Source organism: Enterobacter sp. MEB024 (assembly GCF_030209635.1).
Taxonomy (GTDB): domain Bacteria; phylum Pseudomonadota; class Gammaproteobacteria; order Enterobacterales; family Enterobacteriaceae; genus Enterobacter; species Enterobacter ludwigii.
This window is the reverse complement of sequence record NZ_JARVRQ010000001.1, coordinates 279,447-298,043: the sequence shown is the minus strand read 5'-3', so window position 1 is coordinate 298,043 and position 18,597 is coordinate 279,447. Positions and strand designations below refer to the sequence as shown.

Below are 18,597 nucleotides of genomic sequence, written 5' to 3'. Positions count from 1 at the left end.
CGTAAATTAACGCTCCCGGAAGGCTTCTTTCGCTTTGAAAATAGGTTTCAGCAGGTAATCGAGAATGGTTTTTTCGCCCGTACGAATTTCCACGGTCGCAATCATGCCGGGAATAATCGGCAGGGCTTTATCCCCTGCTTTGAGGGTGCTGCTGTCAGTTAAGACCATCACCCGGTAATACGTATCATCAGGACGGCCCGCCGCAGCTTTAGCGTCATCTTTTAACGTATCCGGACTGACGAGAGACACTTGCCCCTTCAGGCCGCCGTAGATTGCAAAATCGTAAGCGGTGATTTTCACCATGGCAGGCAAACCTGCATGCAGGAAGGCCACGTCAGACGGTTTGATCTTCCCTTCCACCAGCAGTTGATCTTCCAGCGGCACGATCTCCATGATGTGTTCACCAGGCTGAATAACCCCGCCAATAGTGGTAACCCGCACATTTTTGACCGTGCCTTTTACCAGTGCGGTAATGGTTGTGCGGTTCACAATGTCTTCGCGACCGGTCAGACTCTCTTCAGCCTGCACCAGATCCAGCTCCTGACGGATCAGGTCGGCGTTGGCATCCGCCTGATAGCGGTTGCGGCGCTCAACAATCTGCGATTGCAGGTCGTTTGCCTGACGGCGCATGCGCAGCAGCTCTACTTCGGAAAGCAGGCCGCGCGCCGCCAGCGGCTCAGACATGGCAATTTCGTTTTGCGCCAGACGATAGCTCTTCTCAAGCGAAGCCACGCCCTCTTCCAGCGCTTGCTTACGGCTGTTGTAAGCGCGGGTTTCCAGCTCGACCTCAGAAGGATACTTTTTCACGCGGTCGCTAAAGGTCAGCGGCAGACCATACGCTTCCGCACGCAGGCGGTTAACGGTCGCTTCCAGTGCCACCACCTTGCGCAGCGTCTCCTGATAACTCGATTGCGCACGCGTCGGGTCGATTTTCAGCAGTACCTGCCCCGGTTCAACGATATCGCCCTCACGGACGTTCAACTCTTCGAGTATCCCGCCCTCGAGGCTCTGGATAATCTGTTCGCGACTTTTTGAAACGATCTTCGCATCACCCTTGGTGATCTCTTCCACTTTGGCGAAATGCGCCCAGGTTAAGAAGCCGATGAACACCGCCAGGATGAGCCATAACACCAGTCGCGATTTTGGCGTGGTCTGGGAGAACAGCGCCTCCTGGATATCGCTCATCCAGGCGGCATCACGCGCTGAGAGTGGTTTATTTTTCTTCTGTTTTAGAAATTTCATGCGCTGGCCTCCGCCTGCTCTTTTACTGGCACAGCTTGCGCTGGCGTACTGTCGTTAGCGGGCGTCTGCTCAGGTTGCGCTGTTGGCGTGCCGTTGAGCGCAGCCAGAATCTGCTGTTTTGGACCATCCGCAACGATTTTGCCGTCCTCAATAATCACCATTCTGTCCACCAGCGCCAGCAACGACGGGCGATGGGTAACAACAACCAGCGTGTGTCCGGCAGTCGCGATTTTCAGGTGTTGCAGGAACAGGGCTTCGGTCTGCGCATCCATCGCGCTGGTCGGTTCATCCAGCAGCAACAGGTTAGGACGCGCCAACAGCGTTCGCGCCAGGGAGACCAGCTGACGCTGGCCGCCGGACAAACTGTTGCCCTGCTCGCCAACGGGCATATGAATGCCACGCGGGTGGCGCGCGGCAATGTGGTCCAGCCCGGTTAAACGCAGTACCTTGAGGAACTCATCAGACGACGCATTCTGACGGCCAATCATGATATTTTCGCGCAATGTGCCGTAAAACAGACGCGCATCCTGCCCCACAAACCCTACGTTGTTTCGCCAGTCAGACGGCTCAATTTGATTCACGTCCAGACCGCTACTGAAAATCTGCCCTTTCACCGGCGTGTAAAGGCGGGCAATGATGCGCAGCAGCGTGGATTTACCGCTGCCGATTTTCCCGACGATCGCCACACGCTCGCCCGGTTTTATCGTCAGATTCACGCCTTTGAGGATATCCGGGTTCGGCTGCATGGGCGGCGCCGGATAAGAGAAGGTAATGCCTTTAAGCTCGATATCACCGTTCAACTCAGGCTGTTTGATGTAGTCAATCTCACTGCTGCGATCGGTTGGGTTCTCCATCAGCTTGTTCAGCGAAGTCAGCGCGGCTTTGGCCTGCTGATAACGCACGGCTAAACCGACGACCTGGCTTAACGGCGCGGTCACACGGCCGGCCAGCATGACCGTACCGATTAACGCGCCCTGCGTCAGGGTGCCGGCATCAATCAGGTACACGCCGGTGACAATCAGCATGACCGTCTGCAGCTGTTGCAGGAAACTCACCGAATTCATCGCCAGCGTAGAGTAGTGCTTAGACGCCGCCGAGCTGGACGATTGCATGGCGCTGAACTTTTGCCAGCGGCTCTGCATCCAGGACTCGCCTCCCACGGATTTCAGCGTTTCCATCCCTTCGATGGATTCAATCAGGACGCCCTGCTTCAGCGATGCTTCTTGCAGGCTGGCTTTCATCACTTTGGCCAGCGGCCACTGAATGGCCATACTGACCAGCAGGATCATTGGCAGCATCAGCAGCGGGACAATCGCCAGCGGGCCGCCGATGGCGAAGATAATGCCAATAAACAGCAGAACGAACGGCAGGTCGGCAATGGTTGCAAGGGTCGCGGATGAGACGAAATCACGCACGGATTCGAATTCGCGCAGCTGGTTGGCAAAAGAGCCAGAAGAGGCGGGCTTATGCTCCATTTTCACCGCCAGCGCCTGACGAAACAGCACGCTGCCGACAATCAGATCCGCTTTTTTTCCTGCGGTATCCAGCAGGTGAGCACGCACGCTACGGGTTACGGCTTCAAAAATCATTGCCACCAGCACGCCAATCGCCAGCGACCAGAGCGTGGTAAACGCCTGGTTAGGGATCACGCGGTCATAAACGTTCATGGTAAAGAACACGGTGGCCAGCGCGAGCACGTTCACCAGCACCGACGCCAGCGCGGCGCTACGATAGTAACGACGGTAGCGCCACAGCGTACTGAACAGCCAGTGGCCTTTCGGCTGCGGCGGCGCGATATCGCTAACCCGACTGTCAATACGCGCAGTCGGTTTAGCCGCGATCGCGTAGCCAACATACAGCTCGTTAAGCGCTTCATGATTCAGTTCAACCGGCTCGTCAGAGACATCCGGCATGATCAGGGAATAGAACAGATCCCATTTGTCTTCGGCATTTTTACGACGCTCGCGTCCCAGCAGCACCATCCCGCCAGCGCCCTTACGCAGCAAAATCATCGGGAAGATCTGCTCCGGCAGTTCTGCGCTATTACGCTTGATGAGCCCTCCGGTCACACCGGCATTTTTGAGCGCATCAAGCGCTAAAGAGGGAGTGAGGAGTTGTTCGACAGGCAGACCCGCCAGCAAAACATCATCGCTTTTACCGAGACCATAATGCTCACACACCCAGGCAATACTTCTGAGCAGAGAATCATCACTTTGTCGGTTATCGCGAGCGGCGGCAAGCAGCTGTTCCTCCTGAAAATTTGCAGTTGAGGATTCCATATTTCGCGTTTTTCCTGATTGATTATTTATATTTAAATCAATGAATTAAATTGATTTATTGGTTTAAATTAAGAATATTCTGTCACGCGGAACAGTCTTAAATTAATGAGACCTGTCTCAATGGAACGGGTTATTTTTTGTCACGAAACAGGTTTGATGAGGGATACACGAGGGAAAAGAGAATGCCCTCCCATTGCGGGAAGGCAGGACGCAAGATTATTTTTGCTCAGGTGCAGTCACGTTCTGATCGCCGCTTACACGCACAACAACGCGGCGGTTTGGCGCATAGCAGGAAACCAACTCACGCTTGCCGGACGCGGCACAGTCATTAACAACCGGCTCGTTACTGCCGACGCTGGACGCCACCATCAAACGCGCCGGAAGGCCATTTTCTGCCAGCATCGTACGTACCGTCTGCGCGCGCTTCAGCCCCAGCGCGTAGTTGCTACGATCGCTGCCGATAGCATCCGTATGGCCAATCACCTGGATTTGTTTCAGCTCGACGTTTTCACGTTTTATTGTCGCCACCAGGTCTTTCACCGCCTGGCGGCCCTGAGCGGAAACGCCCTTTTCACCGGACTGTCCAAAGCGGAACATAATATCGCCGGACAGGGTGTAATCTTTGTACTGAGGCGCGGCCAGAGTCTTACAGGCTTCCACGCTGGATGCGCGAGAAAGCACATGGGTCTGCTCGCGCAGCCCCGATAAATCCTTCTCCGCCTGCTCGCGCGTACGGGCTTCCGGCACGGCATTCATCGTGTGGCTGACGCGCACGAAATAGGTTTGCCCGCCGTTCATTTCGACGTTGTAACCCTGTTCTTTACCACGATACTGCGGCGCATCGTTCTGGTATGCGCCGAGATTATGCTTACCCGGCGCCAGACAGAACACGGTATAACCGCCAGGCAGCAGCGCATCGTGGAATTCATTATCCACATAAATATGTGCCGCCCCGCCGGTGCTGTTACCGGCGTCACGGTAGTAAACAATTTGCGCCTGAGTCTGAGCGACGGGTGCAACAGGCTGATACACCTTGCCAAAATTCTCCGCAGCGGTGGCGGTGTGCATGAAAAATGCGGAGGAGGTAAACAGCGCCGCAAATAAAGAGGTCTTGAAAAAAGTCATAAATCCTCCAGAGGCCTCCCCGAAAGGAGGCCTGGAAAAGTTTAAGTTAGTGATTATTCACGTTGACGGTTACGCCAGCTTGTACCAGCAGCTCGACATCCTGGCTTTCCATGTGGAACACCTGATACTCAACACCCGATACCTTCACATTACCGGCGTTGGTCCAGTTGCCCGGGTCGCTGTTGTCAGGCAGCAGATCGCTCAGGTTTACCACGTCGCCTTTATTACCCTGCACCATCAGCTGTTTATTGCCATCGGTGATAAACAGATCTTTTTCAGCGTGGGTCAGCACGTCGTGCAGACTGATATTCAGCTTGTCCTGCTTGCTGTTGGTAATATCAATCGTCTTGTGCTGGAGATTATCCAGGTTGATTTCACGATCGTTCAGGGTGCTAACAACACTGGCGTTATCGTCATGCTGCTCTTCAGCGTTCATCATCATGCTTCTGGATGCTGAGCGCGGTGTGTTCACTGTCCAGCGGACATCATCAATCCAGTACTGATCGGTATTGATAGTGTTACCGCCACCCGACAAACCACTGCTTGCACCACGCCCCATACTGAATACGATATTTCCAATCTCACGCCCCGACGGGGCATTAACAGAGAAGGTTGACTCACCAACTGGCAGATATCCTGAAGAGATCACTTTCCCTGCCGTGTCGTAAACGGTGTATGTTGACTTCACAACGCTAGACTGGACGGAATCGTTCGCACCAGAAAGTTTCATGCTGACAGCATTTACCCCGTCAAAATGCATGGTGATATCGCCAGTCATTGCTAATACCCGACTTGTGGATGAAACGCCCCACTGATAAATCGCCGCACCATAACCAGGGTAATATTTATCGTTTAACGTAAATTTCAGACCACTTGGCAGTGTGACCAGACCCTTTCCAAAGTTCTGGAACGGTACAGTGTTAAAATCTTCGAACCCGCTCGATTTCGGAGAAACCACTGTCAGGCTGCGTGAAACACCCGCACTCTGGTTCCCTGCTTTATCGATAGAGAACACGCTAAACGTGTGGTTCCCCAACGGCAGTGCAGACGGCGTTAAGCTCCAGCTGCCGTTAGCGGCGGCGGTGACACTGTACGTAGAACCGTTCACCGCGATGTACACTGTGCTACCTGCTTCAGCGGTACCGTTCAGCGTCGGCGTGTTGTCATCCGTTGAACCCGCGTTGGCCACGTTGCCCGTTACCGGACCGACGTTATCCGTTACGCTGGTAATCACCGGCGCGGCGTTGACGGTATCTACAGTGATCCCAAATTTCGACGAGGTAGCCGAACGGTTTCCGGCCCTGTCGATTGAATAAGCCTGGAATTCATACAGCTTGTTGTAGTTGGTCGTCACTGGGTATGACCATGCGCCATTCGCAGCCGCAACCGCCGAGCCATAAGTTCCACCGGTTGCCGGGTCGATGATATACACCACGCTGCCCGCTTCCGCTGTCCCGCGTAAATCCAGGCCACGGTCGTTGGTTACGCCACCGTTGCCTACCAGACCGTTATACACACCACCCTGAACATCATCGTAAGAGCCGGTGATAACGGGCGCGTTATTCACCGTATCCACAGTGATCCCAAATTTCGACGAGGTAGCCGAACGGTTTCCGGCCCTGTCGATTGAATAAGCCTGGAATTCATACAGCTTGTTGTAGTTGGTCGTCACTGGGTATGACCATGCGCCATTCGCAGCCGCAACCGCCGAGCCATAAGTCCCACCGGTTGCCGGGTCGATGATATACACCACGCTGCCCGCTTCCGCTGTCCCGCGTAAATCCAGGCCACGGTCGTTGGTTACGCCACCGTTGCCCACCAGACCGTTATACACGCCGCCCTGAACATCATCGTAAGAGCCGGTGATAACAGGTGCGTTATTCACCGTATCAACCGTGAGTGAGAAGGTTGATGAGTTCGCTGAACGGTTTCCAGCATTATCGATTGAGTAAACCTGCCAGGAATATGTCTGGTTATAGTTAGTTGTCGCCTGATAAGACCATTTACCATCAGCTCCCGCCGTTGTGGAAGCCACTGTCGCACCATTCGCCGTGTTGACGAAATACACAACGCTACCCGCCTCCGCCGTACCGCGTAACTCAGGCGTGCGGTCGTTCGTTACGCCACCGTTGCCCACCAGACCGTTATAAATACCACCTTCTACGTTGTCATAAGCACCTGTAATAACTGGTGTCGCATTAACGGTATCCACGTTGATCGAATAGGTCTCAGATTTACCCGACACGTTACCCAGATCGTCTTTCGCAATGGTGTAGAACATATGCGGACGACCGGCAGCCGTGTCAGCAACCGCACGATCCCAGGTCCAGTTACCTTTCGCATCAGTTTTCACCGTATCCAGCACCGCGTTGTTATACGCGTTGTAGATATACACGACGCTGTTTGGCTCAGCGGTTCCGCGTAGCTGCATATTGCCGTCGTTGCTCAGCCCACCGTCTGGCACCAGGCCGTTATAGATGCCGCCTTGCACGTCATCGTACGCCCCCAGAATGATCGGAGCTGCAGCGCGGGTATCCACTTCCAGACCGTAGTGGTTGGATTCGCCAGAGACGTTGCCCGCCGCATCCTGAGACGTCACGTAGAAATCATGTTTCGCATCTGCCAGCGCAGGCGATGTCCACGTCCAGTTACCGTCCGCATCGGCATACACCGAAGCGATTGGCGTTTTGCTGTCCGGGCCATAGATTTTCACCAGGCTGTTTTTCTCAGCCGTACCGCGCAGTTCTGGCGTGGTGTCGCGTGAACGGCCACCATCCGCAATCAGCGTACCCGCATCGTCATACATGCCGGTAATGGTCGGCGCCGTTGGCGCATCGGTATCAATCGTCAGATCCCACGGCGCGGTTGGTGCGCTTTTCACACCGGTCGGGCTCTGGAAGACCGCGCTCAGAGACAGCTCGGTGCCGTTGTTCTGCGGTGGCAGCGTGTAGTTCCAGGTGCCGTCATTGCCTACGGTCACAGAATTAACAAGCGTGGTGCCGTCGTAAATGAACACGGTGTCGCCCGCACGGCCAGTACCGTGCAGCGTTGGCGTGGTGTCATCGGTCACCGCCGGGTTCGCCAGGTCGCCCTGCACCAGGCCTACATCGTCGGCAATGCGATCCAGCGTCCCTGTCGGAATGCTGGTGTCCAGCGTCAGCTCAAACGGTGCGGTAGGCGCACTGTCACCCGTCCCCGGATCTTCCGTCGCGGTGATCTGATATGTCCCATCCATGCTCAGCGCAGGGGTGATGGTCAGCTGCCAGCTACCGGTTACCGCATCCGCACGCACGCTATCGATATAATTGCCGTCAACGTACACCTTCACCAGTGCGCCCGGCGTCGCGCGGCCCACCACCGTTGGGGTCGTGTCATCGGTGTGGCTGCCGCTGCCCAGATTGCCGGTAATGGCACCTTCATCATCCACGACGTGGCTGATGGATACGCCGTTACCGCTGGTGTCCACGATGAAGTGGATCGGGTCGGACGCAGGGCCGACGTTACCCGCTTTGTCTTCAATCGAGACTTTCCAGGTGTAGTCGCCGTCCGCCAGCGCAGGTGCCGGGGTGTAGCTCCAGTTACCGCTGCCATCGACAGGAACGCGCACGGTAGTGCCATTACCGAGATCGATAATGGCGGTACCGCCCGCTTCACCTTTACCACGGTAGGTCGGGGTGTTGTCATCGGTGGTGTCGTTGTTACCAATCAGACCTGGCGTACCGAAGTCGTCCCACAGTTCCACGTCAGCCGCTTCGCCTGGTGCGACGGAGTCCACAATAATGACCCACTCGCCGGTTTCCGGGCTGCGGTTGCCGGTCACATCTTCTGCGACTGCGCGGAAGCGGTGCTCGCCCTGCGCCAGCGCCGAATCAAACTCAATGGTCCAGCGTCCACCGGTGACCACCGCGCTGCCGATTGGGTTCGGGTTCGCGCCGTCATACAGATAGACGGTGGTGCCATCCTGCGCCGTACCGGTAATAACCGGACGATCGTCATTCGTGATGCCACCGTTCTGTACCGTGCCGACGTGTGATTCGACATCGTCAATCACATCGGTGATCGCCGGTGCCGTTGGAATACCGCCCGCCAGCAGATCAAAGGAGAACGCATCGGAAGGATCCGAACGCAGACCCGCTTTGTCTTCGGCGACCACTTTCACGTCATAATGACCGTTCGCCAGCCCCAGCGGCGGCGTCCAGGTCCAGGTACCTTCATCGGTGGCGCGAACGGAAGCAACTTCACGGCCATTGACGATAATGTACACCAGGCTGTTCTCTTCGGCAGAACCCGCAAAGGTCGGGGTGCTGTCGTCAGTGATATCGCCGTTTTGCAGATAACCTGTTTGCTGACCCGCGTCGTCAAAGACGGTGTCGATAGTCGGTTTCACCGGTGGCGTGGTGTCAACGATAAAGCCGATCGGATCGGAAGGTTCGCTGGTGTTACCCGCGGGATCGGTGATGACCACCACGGCTTCATGCTCGCCTTCTGCCAGTGGATTTTCTGGTGTGACTTCCCATTTACCGTCTTCACCCACGATCGCGGTACCTACCACTTCATCGTCGATGATCAGTTCTACGGTTTCACCCGGCACAGCGCCTTCGCCGCTGAATACCGGCTGGGTATCATCGGTCACATCGCCGTTATTAATTGGGCCGATAACCGGACCCTGATCGTCTTCAACGTCACCAATGATCGGTTTCACTGGCGCTTCGGTGTCAATCACCAGCTTCCAGGGATCGGTTGGCGCGCTTTCAACACCCGTTGGGCCTCGGAATACCACACTCACATCCAGCGCGGCACCGTTCGTTTGTTCAGGCAGGGTATATTCCCAGCGGCCATCAGCGCCCACGGTTACGGAGCTAATAATGTCGCTGCCATTACGTACGAAAACGATGTCACCTGGACGGCCCGTACCGTGCAGGGTTGGCGTGGTGTCATCCGTCACCGCCGGATTCGGCAGGTCACCCTGATAGCGACCAACGTCATCCGATACGCGATCGAACGTCCCGGTCGGAACAACGGTATCGATGGTCAGCAGGAATGGACGTGTCGGAGGTGGAATTTCACCAGGACCGTTGAATTCCCCTGCCGTAATTTCATAGGTTTTACCCGACTCCAGCGCAGGGTTGATCTCAATGGCCCACGAACCGGTCGTTGGATCGGCAGTCATCGTACCCACCGCTTCCCCGTCAACATACAGCGTCACCAGAGAGCCGGGCGTTGCCGTCCCCACGATAACCGGTTTAAGGTCATCCGTGCTGCTGCCGCTGGCCAGCGGGTTGGTCAACGTGCCGGTATTATCTTCCGCGTGGCTGATGGAAACCGCATTACCCACGGTGTCGACGATAAAGGTCACTGGCGCGGTGGCTTCACCACGGTTACCCGCAGCATCTTCCAGCGCCACAGACCAGGTATAGGTTCCGTCCGCCAGCGCAGGGGCAGGCGTCCAGCTCCAGTTACCTTCTGCATTGACGGGTACGCGAACGCTCTGCCCGTCACCGAGGTCGATCACGGCCGTCATGCCCGGCTCACCCTTACCGCTAATGGTCGGGGTGTTATCTTCGCTGATATCGTTATTGTTAATTTCACGCGGGAACTGATAGTCGTTCCACAGTAAAACGTCGGTCGGCAGCGGCGGCAGTGTCGCCACAGCAGCGATGTTTGGCTCAGTATTGTTGTTAGAAGCGATGGTCTTTTTCATACTCAATATCCAACTATATTCTGTTTATGTTCGGGAAAATCCCTGGATTAAAAAAACGGCTAAACGTTTTTACTTTCCGGAGGCGCCTTAAAGGCGCCTCCGTTTCCTGATATCAATTAGTGGTTTTGCAGCGTGACCGTCACTCCCATCTGAACGAGGATTTCGGTATTCAGGCTTTCCATCTGGAAGGACTGATACTCCACTCCGCCAACGTTAACCGTGCCACCGTTTGTCCAGTTGCCCGGGTCTATATCGTTTGGCAACAGGTCGCTGAGATTGACCCGATCGCCTGTATCACCCTTCACCATCAACTGGTTGAAGTCGTTATCGTGGAACAGGTTCTGTGTGGCGTTTTCCAGCACATCGCCCGCGCTCAGCGTCAGGGTGTTGTTGCCTGTTCCCGTAATATCGAACACTTCCATTGACTGGATTTTGTTGGTCAGCGCGCTCATATCGAGATGCTGATCCGCACCCAACAGCTTCAGCGTGTCCGTCCCTTCTCCCCCCTGGATCACCGCGTCGGTCAGGCTGGCCACGTCACTCACCTGATAGAGGTTGTCCGCCGCGTCGCCATACCAGACATCGCCCTGGTTATCCGCCAGGAATTCACCCGGCGTGACGGTTTTCGCCGTGCCGCTCACCACCAGGTTATCGATACTGAAACCAAATCCGGTGCTGCCCGGCTGCTCCTGATGGTGGATTTCCATCCGGTAAACCGGCGTATCCTCCGGATTGTTGAACGACACATGGACGTTACGGTTGCTGATCGGCGCGTTCACAGGCTGAGAACCAATCACATTGCCGTTGATGTCATAGAACGTCACCACCGTAGACGGACCCGCAAATCTCGGGTTGAAATCGAAATCGACGGTTCTGGCGCCATACTGGAAGTCGACAAACATGCTGGCTTCCATCCCGCCATCTGTTGACGAACTGAACAGATACAGGCTGTTTGTGCTTCCCACCCCGATGGGCTGTCTGTCGAATTCGTAGTCAGCCGTACTGGTATCCGTCGTGTGTGAGAAACGCATTCCGTGCACCCACTGGCCCGCATTGATCGCCGTAAACTCATCAGCTGATTCAAAGTTGTTGGTGCTGGTGAAGTCGCTGGTACGGTAGTCCGAGCTGTTACCCGCCGCGTCCACAATGGCTGCCCCGACCGGAATATCGGTATAACCGCCCGGTGGCAGGCTCAGCGTCACATTACCGTTCGCGATATCCGCTGCCGTCAGCGTGTGCGTGACAGAGACATCTCCGACCTTCACCAGAACCGAATCACCCGCCGTCACGTTGCTGCCCGGCAGCGTGACGGTGACATCGTTACCGCTCCGCACCACGTCGGTCGGAGCGTCCGGTGCAACCTGATCCACCACCACGTTCTGCGACGACTCGGTGTAGTTACCTGCCGCATCAACAACACGGGTCAAAATGGTCCAGTCAGCGCTGTGGCCCTGCGTGTCCACATAGGCCCACTTATCGCCGTCGACCAGCGCTTCCTGCCAGGTCGCGCCGCCATCAACGGAGACAAGGACTTTGTCGCCCGCGTCCAGCGCAGCCGAGAGATGGCCGGTGACCAGGCTGCCAGGGCCGCTGTTATTGGTGATGAAGTCCGCATCGCTCACGCCGGAGTCTTTGCTCAGGCCGTCAGCCACCGCACTGGCCGTTGGCGCTTCGGTATCAATGGTGATTTTCCAGGAATCGCTCGGTGCGCTTCTTACGCCCGTCGGGCTCTGGAACACCACGTTCATATCCAGCTCTGTACCGTTATTCTGCGGCGGTAACGTGTAGTTCCAGCTGCCGTCAGGCCCGACGATGACGGAGTCGATCAGGGTCGTACCGTCGTAAATAAACACCCGGTCGCCCGCCACACCGGTACCGCGCAGGGTCGGGGTGGTATCGTCGGTCACAGACGGGTTCGCCAGGTCGCCCTGAACCAGGCCGACATCATCCGCTATACCGTCCAGGGTGCCGGTCGGTATGCGGGTATCGAGCGTCAGTTCAAACGGTGCGGTTTGTGGACCGTCACCGGTGCCGGTGTTTTCACTGGCGGTGATCTGATATGTGCCGTCGGCCGACAGCGCCGGGCTGATGGTGTACTGCCATTGACCCGTGGTCGGATCGGCCACCACGCTGTCAACCAGGTTTCCGTCAACGTAGACTTTCACGATGGCACCAGGCGTAGCGCGGCCCACAACGGTTGGCGTCGTGTCATCAGTGTGGCTGCCGCTGGCCAGGTTGCCCTGAATGCCACCTTCATCATCCACAACGTGGCTAATCGAAATTCCGTTTCCGCTGGTATCCACGATGAAGTGGATAGGGTCGGATGCAGGTCCGACGTTGCCCGCCTTGTCTTCAATCGAGACTTTCCAGGTGTAGTCGCCGTCCGCCAGTGCAGGTGCCGGGGTGTAGCTCCAGTTGCCGCTGGCATCAACCGGTACACGCACGGTGGTGCCATCGCCCAGGTCGATAATCGCCGTACCGCCCGCTTCGCCCTTACCCCGGTAGGTCGGGGTGTTGTCATCGGTCGTACCGTTGTCGGCAATAATCCCCGGCGTACCGAAGTCGTCCCACAGTTCAACGTCTGTCGCCTCGCCCGGCGCGATGGAATCAATGTTGATGACCCACTCGCCCGTTTCCGGGCTGCGGTTGCCGGTGGCATCTTCCGCTACCGCACGGAAGCGGTGCTCGCCCTGCGCCAGCGGCGTATTAAATTCAATTTTCCACTGTCCACCCGTTACCACGGCACTGCCGATCGGGTCCGGGTTCGCGCCGTCGTACAGGTAAACGGTGGTACCGTCCTGACCGGTCCCCACGAGGGTTGGGCGGTCGTCGTTGGTGGTACCGTTTTGCTGTACGGTGCCGGTGTGAGACTCAACATCGTCAATCACATCGGTAATTGCCGGCGCTGTAGGGACACCGCCCACCTGCACGTTAAAGTTAAAGTCTTCAGACGACTCAGAGCGCAGGCCAGCCTGATCCTCCGCAACAACGCGGACGTTATACGGACCGTTAGCCAACCCCGGAGACGGTTCCCAGGTCCAGGAGCCGGTTTCGGTGGCACGCACGGAATCCACCACTTTCTCGTTGACGATGATGTAAACGAGGCTATTTTCTTCAGCCGTACCGCTGAAGGTTGGCGTGTTGTCATCGGTGGTTTCACCTGCCGCCAGGTTGCCGGTTCTGTCGCCAACGTTATCGAAAACGGTATCGATGGTCGGTTGTGCCGGTGGCGTGGTGTCAACGATAAAGCCGATAGGATCCGACGGTTCGCTGGCGTTGCCTGCCGGATCGGTAATGACCACCACCGCTTCATGTTCGCCTTCCGGCAGCGGTTTTTCTGGCGTCACTTCCCAGTTGCCGTCTTCACCCACAATCGCAGTGCCCACCACTTCGTCGTCGATAATCAGTTCAACGGTTTCGCCAGGCACGGCACCGCCGCCGCTGAATACCGGCTGAGTATCATCGGTGACATCGCCATCGTTAATCGGGCCAGTGATCGGGCCGACGTCATCTTCCACGTCACCGATCACCGGTTTTTCCGGCGCAGTCAGGTCGACAATAAAGCCGATCGGATCGGACGGCTCGCTGGCGTTGCCTGCCGGATCGGTGATCACCACCACCGCGTTGTGCTGGCCTTCAGCCAGTGGATTTTCCGGCGTCACTGCCCATTTACCGTCTGCACCCACCACCGCGGTACCCACGACTTTATCGTCGATGATCAGCTCAACGGTGTCGCCCGGCGTGCCGTTTTCACCGCGGAATACAGGCAGCGTGTCGTCAGTGGTGTCACCGTCATTGATTGGGCCAACCACCGGACCGACGTCATCTTCCACCTCACCAATCACCGGTTTTTCCGGCGGGGTGAGATCGACCACGAAATCAATAGGATCGGACGGTTCGCTGGCGTTGCCTGCCGGATCGGTAATGACCACCACCGCTTCATGTTCGCCTTCCGGCAGCGGTTTTTCTGGCGTCACTTCCCAGTTGCCGTCTTCACCCACAATCGCGGTGCCCACGACTTCATCGTCGATAATCAGCTCAACGGTTTCGCCAGGTACGGCACCGCCGCCGCTGAATACCGGCTGGGTATCATCGGTAATATCGCCATTGTTAATCGGGCCAGTGATTGGGCCGACGTCATCTTCCACGTCACCGATCACCGGTTTCGCTGGTGCAGTCAGGTCAACGATAAAGCCAATCGGATCGGACGGCTCGCTGGCGTTGCCTGCCGGATCGGTGATGACCACCACCGCCTCGTGCTGGCCTTCAGCCAGTGGGTTTTCCGGCGTCACTGCCCATTTACCGTCTGCCCCCACTACCGCGGTACCCACGACTTTATCGTCGATGATCAGCTCAACGGTGTCGCCCGGCGTGCCGTTTTCACCGCGGAATACAGGCAGGGCGTCATCAGTGGTGTCACCGTCATTGATTGGGCCAACCACCGGACCGACATCATCTTCCACCTCACCAATCACCGGTTTTTCCGGCGGGGTGAGATCGACCACGAAATCAATAGGGTCGGACGGTTCGCTGGCGTTACCCTCAGGATCGGTGATGACCACCACCGCTTCATGTTCGCCTTCCGGCAGCGGTTTTTCTGGCGTCACTTCCCAGTTGCCGTCTTCACCCACGATCGCGGTGCCTACGACTTCATCGTCGACAATCAGCTCAACGGTATCGCCAGGGTTCGCACCACCGCCACGGAAAACAGGCTGGGCGTCGTCAGTGGCATCGCCGTTGTGGATAGGGCCAGTGATCGGGCCAACGTCATCCTCAACTTCGCCGATCGTTGGTTTGCCAGGACCTGTCGGTGGAGGGGGAATAACGTCGCCGTTATCACTACCGTCATTGCCGCCACGGTTATGGCGGATAATGGAGCCGATGCCAATCGCCGCACCAATCGCCGCTAATGCACCCAGTGCCAGCAAGGCAGGGGAAAACGCGGTACCCGCAACCGCCAGACCGTCAAGGCTGGCAATCGCGCCTGCGCCCAGCGCTTGCGCAGAGGATTCACCGTCCAGCAGGAAAGCAGCTTCGTGGTCATCATCACCGTCGGTGGCGATGTATTCATGCCACTGACCATCTTCCCCTTTACCGACCAGTTCACCCGGATTATCAAAGTAGTCTTCGATAATCAGCTGCGGCTGATCTTCATCAGTGCCTTCCAGCATGATGAACAGGTCTTTACCGACACGTTTCAGGGTAATGTTTTCTGGCGCAACGCCGTTTTCCCCTTCAGCAAGAATGTATTTTGCATTCGGGATGGCTTTAATTTTGACGGCACTGCCTATTTTTTCACTGCGCAGAACGTCGGCTTTGACAATCGTATTTTTATCAACGACTGCAATATTTACTGGCTTGAGATTCATTCGCTAAATTCTCGTGTAAATAATCGATCTGTGTCTGCGCAACGCGCCAGACGCACTTCCATACGGGATTCTTTCCCTGGCTGACGCTATCTTCCTGTCAGAGCGACGGAGTCTTAATAAGACCTGTCGCAAACGACCAGGTTAAGGTTGCAAGGAGACATAATAAAAGGAAGGATCCGTTACCTGGCAGGCCAGGCAGGGCAGCGCTGAGGAGGAAAATAAAGTCTCAGTTAAAGACAAGTCTTAGCCAAATTTGCATTGACGGGATAGAGAATAAATTTTTCCTTTCCCGATTCAGGACAACCAGGAATGTCAGGCAAAAAAGTCATTGTCATGGACGCCAGCCCACTGCTTCGCGCTGGACTCCAGGGCTTATTATCAGAACATGGTCATCAGATTGTTGCGCAGTTTGGCACAATGGAAGAATTGCTGGATAAACATTCGTTGTTCAACGCCGACTTGATAATAATGGAGCATCTGCAACAACAGCCAGACGTGTTTTCTTCTCTGGCTCAGTTAATAAAAAATATCCCTGATACACAGGTAATGATTTTATCCTCATCATCCAGTGATTTTCACATTCAGCTTAGCAGGAAGGCGGGGGCTGCCGGCTATCTTAATAAAAGCAGTACGCTGGACAACCTCGTCCGGACTGTCAATAAAGTCGCATCCGGCCAGTTCTGTTATGGCAATGAACTGAGGCTGCACCGGACAAAATACCCGCGAGACGCCTCGTTGTTGTTATCGCTATCCCATACTGACATCTGTATCTTGCGCTACATTTCTGCCGGCTACAGCAATCAGGTCATTGCCGGCATAATGAATATAAATAATAAACGCGTCAGCGCTTATAAAAAGCGCATCATGCTGAAATTTAAAATATCCAAATTGACTGAACTGGTGGATCTGGCAAAACGTAATTATCTCTATTGAACAGTAATGACGCCGGGAAATGACTAACGACCACGAAACTCGCGACGATAGCGGGAAGGTGAGGTATTAAGCTGCTTTTGAAAGTGGCGCCGTAAAGAGGTCGTGGAAGGGAAGCCGACGCGTTCGGCAATATCTTCCACTGGCCGATCGGTTTTTTCAAGAAAGCGCTGGGCAACGAGAATGCGCTGGTTCAAAAGCCAGTTTGAAAAACATTCCCCCGTCGTTTGCTGAAAGCGGCGGGTAAAGCTCCGGCGGCTCATGCAGGCTTTCTCTGCCACGCAGTCCAGCGTGATGGCCAGCTGTAAATTCTCTGTTGCCCAGGCCAGCGCGTCGGTGAAGTTATCTCCACGACGCGTATTCTGCACCGGCAGCTCCACAAACTGCCGCTGCCCGCCCTGACGATGAGGCGGCACCACCAGCAAGCGCGCCACGCGGTTGGCGACATCCGCGCCCCACGCCTGTCGGACCAGGTGCAAACAGCAGTCGATACTGGCTGCCGTTCCTGCTGACGTCACAACATCGCCATCATCAATGTAAAGCACATCTTTATCCATCTGCACTGAAGGATAAAGACGCTGAAAGTCCGCCGCCCATCGCCAGTGTGTCGTTGCCGGACGGTTTTCCAGCAGGCCTGCGGCGGCCACCACGAACGTGCCCATACACAACCCAACAATGCGGGACCCGGCTGCATGCGCGTTTTGTAACGCCGTTAACAGTTCAGGCTCCGGTGCATGCTCGGGCACATCCCAGCCCGGCACAATCACCATATCCATCCCGGCTAACGCATCCAGACCTCGGTCGACCACGATGGAAAAACCGGCATTGGTTTTAAGCGCACCGGGTGTAGTGGCACAAACCACGAGCTGACACAGGGCGTCACCCTGCGGCGTCAGTGCTTTCTCAAACACGGCATAAGGCACCGAAAGGTGAAAAGGAATAATGCCTTCAAAGACTACGATACCAATTTTCAATGTCATGACCGCCTCCGTAAGCCAGCCAGTATAGAGGGCTGGCTGGCCACAGGGATTTCAGTTCGGTCTTATTTTTCCACCGCCAGCGCCATCACCTGATCCGTGGTCATGATTTCAGCAAAGACATCCGCGACGCCTGCCAGCGCTGCACGCTGCAGCGTGTCGTGATCCACCACGCCCCCCTTCCCGTCATCCAGATCGCGCGTGGCTGTCGCATCTTCCGGAATAATCACGCTATAACCCAGCGGTACAGCATCACGTGCAGTCGATGAGATACACATATGCGTCATCAGGCCCGCCACGATGACCTTTTTAATTCCCTGTTTCTTTAAGCGGGCATCCAGATCGGTGCCCACGAAAGCGCTCGGGGTCTCCTTGGTAATAATGGTGTCCTGCGCAGTCGGCTGCAGATCCTTATGGAACTGGGCAAATACGGAATTCTCAGCGAACAGCGGCGTACCGTTTTGCTGCGGGCTATTTTTTGTTATGTGGCGCACAAAGTAGACCGGCATCCCTTTTTGGTGTGCATACTCGACCAGCTTTTTGTTTTTCAACAGCACATCCGCGCCATCCGGGATAACCATCCGACCACGGAAGTCCTGACCCGCGTAATATTCATTCTGAATATCCACCACGATTAACGCGGTTTCAGATGCGGATAAAGACGTCGTAGCAACAGCGCCTGACATCGCGCGAATTGTTTTTGTATTCACCTGATTTGTCTCCTGTGCGGTGGCCTGGCTGGAAAATGCGCTCATCATGCTCACCAACAGTGCGGTACGGAAAATCGTTTTCATAACAAGAACTCCCTCTGTGTTGTGTTCGGGAGGCATTATTTCGTATTGACGTAAAAGACAGGAGTCACCTGAAGAACGAAAAACGGTACTTTTGGGCCAATATAAAAAGGATTACCCTGTCGTTCCTGCCGAGCAAATATGCCAGAAAAACCCACCACTCTAATTTTCATGTCATTGAAA

Annotated in this window: 8 protein-coding genes; 1 reads left to right on the top strand and 7 read right to left on the bottom strand. The window is 55.8% G+C overall.

The genetic code is table 11. The annotated features are described in order from the left end of the window. Window positions 1-6: 6 nt before the first annotated feature. The 5 genes from QRN24_RS01370 to QRN24_RS01350 all read right to left on the bottom strand — a co-directional run bounded on the left by QRN24_RS01370 (window position 7) and on the right by QRN24_RS01350 (window position 15,716). Window positions 7-1,242 (bottom strand): HlyD family type I secretion periplasmic adaptor subunit, encoded by a 1,236-nt coding sequence (locus QRN24_RS01370; RefSeq protein ID WP_020885110.1) that lies wholly within the window; start codon window positions 1,240-1,242, stop codon window positions 7-9. Continuing rightward, window positions 1,239-3,521, bottom strand: coding sequence for a type I secretion system permease/ATPase (locus QRN24_RS01365; RefSeq protein ID WP_284942240.1), 2,283 nt, complete (start codon window positions 3,519-3,521; stop codon window positions 1,239-1,241). Before QRN24_RS01365 ends, QRN24_RS01370 begins: the two co-directional genes overlap by 4 nt. Window positions 3,522-3,737: 216 nt before the next feature. Continuing rightward, window positions 3,738-4,646, bottom strand: coding sequence for an OmpA family protein (locus QRN24_RS01360; RefSeq protein WP_284942239.1), 909 nt, complete (start codon window positions 4,644-4,646; stop codon window positions 3,738-3,740). Window positions 4,647-4,692: 46 nt separating this feature from the next. Continuing rightward, window positions 4,693-10,347: an Ig-like domain-containing protein gene (locus QRN24_RS01355; RefSeq protein ID WP_284942238.1), complete on the bottom strand. Its 5,655-nt coding sequence runs from the start codon at window positions 10,345-10,347 to the stop codon at window positions 4,693-4,695. 116 nt (window positions 10,348-10,463) lie between these two features. Beyond that, a complete protein-coding gene (locus tag QRN24_RS01350) occupies window positions 10,464-15,716 on the bottom strand; it encodes an Ig-like domain-containing protein (RefSeq protein ID WP_284942237.1) in 5,253 nt (1,750 codons plus the stop codon). A 309-nt stretch (window positions 15,717-16,025) separates the two neighbouring features. Here QRN24_RS01350 and QRN24_RS01345 point away from each other — a divergent pair, with 309 nt between their 5' ends. Continuing rightward, entirely contained in the window at window positions 16,026-16,649 is a 624-nt protein-coding gene (locus QRN24_RS01345; protein WP_032681503.1) for a response regulator transcription factor, read from the top strand. Window positions 16,650-16,672: 23 nt separating this feature from the next. On the opposite strand, the gene QRN24_RS01340 is transcribed toward QRN24_RS01345, so the two are convergent. Both QRN24_RS01340 and QRN24_RS01335 read right to left on the bottom strand, forming a co-directional pair. Continuing rightward, on the bottom strand, window positions 16,673-17,626 hold the full coding sequence (locus tag QRN24_RS01340; RefSeq protein WP_032681504.1) for a GlxA family transcriptional regulator: 954 nt from the start codon (window positions 17,624-17,626) through the stop codon (window positions 16,673-16,675). A gap of 62 nt (window positions 17,627-17,688) precedes the next feature. Then, window positions 17,689-18,417, bottom strand: coding sequence for a cysteine hydrolase family protein (locus QRN24_RS01335; RefSeq protein ID WP_025204764.1), 729 nt, complete (start codon window positions 18,415-18,417; stop codon window positions 17,689-17,691). Window positions 18,418-18,597: the final 180 nt, after the last annotated feature.

Bases quoted from the DNA above. Each gene is read 5' to 3' on its own strand.
- QRN24_RS01350 (WP_284942237.1), bottom strand. From the start codon at position 15,716: ATGAATCTCAAGCCAGTAAATATTGCAGTCGTTGATAAAAATACGATT.
- QRN24_RS01370 (WP_020885110.1), bottom strand. From the start codon at position 1,242: ATGAAATTTCTAAAACAGAAGAAAAATAAACCACTCTCAGCGCGTGAT.
- QRN24_RS01355 (WP_284942238.1), bottom strand. From the start codon at position 10,347: ATGAAAAAGACCATCGCTTCTAACAACAATACTGAGCCAAACATCGCT.
- QRN24_RS01345 (WP_032681503.1), top strand. From the start codon at position 16,026: ATGTCAGGCAAAAAAGTCATTGTCATGGACGCCAGCCCACTGCTTCGC.
- QRN24_RS01335 (WP_025204764.1), bottom strand. From the start codon at position 18,417: ATGAAAACGATTTTCCGTACCGCACTGTTGGTGAGCATGATGAGCGCA.
- QRN24_RS01340 (WP_032681504.1), bottom strand. From the start codon at position 17,626: ATGACATTGAAAATTGGTATCGTAGTCTTTGAAGGCATTATTCCTTTT.
- QRN24_RS01365 (WP_284942240.1), bottom strand. From the start codon at position 3,521: ATGGAATCCTCAACTGCAAATTTTCAGGAGGAACAGCTGCTTGCCGCC.
- QRN24_RS01360 (WP_284942239.1), bottom strand. From the start codon at position 4,646: ATGACTTTTTTCAAGACCTCTTTATTTGCGGCGCTGTTTACCTCCTCC.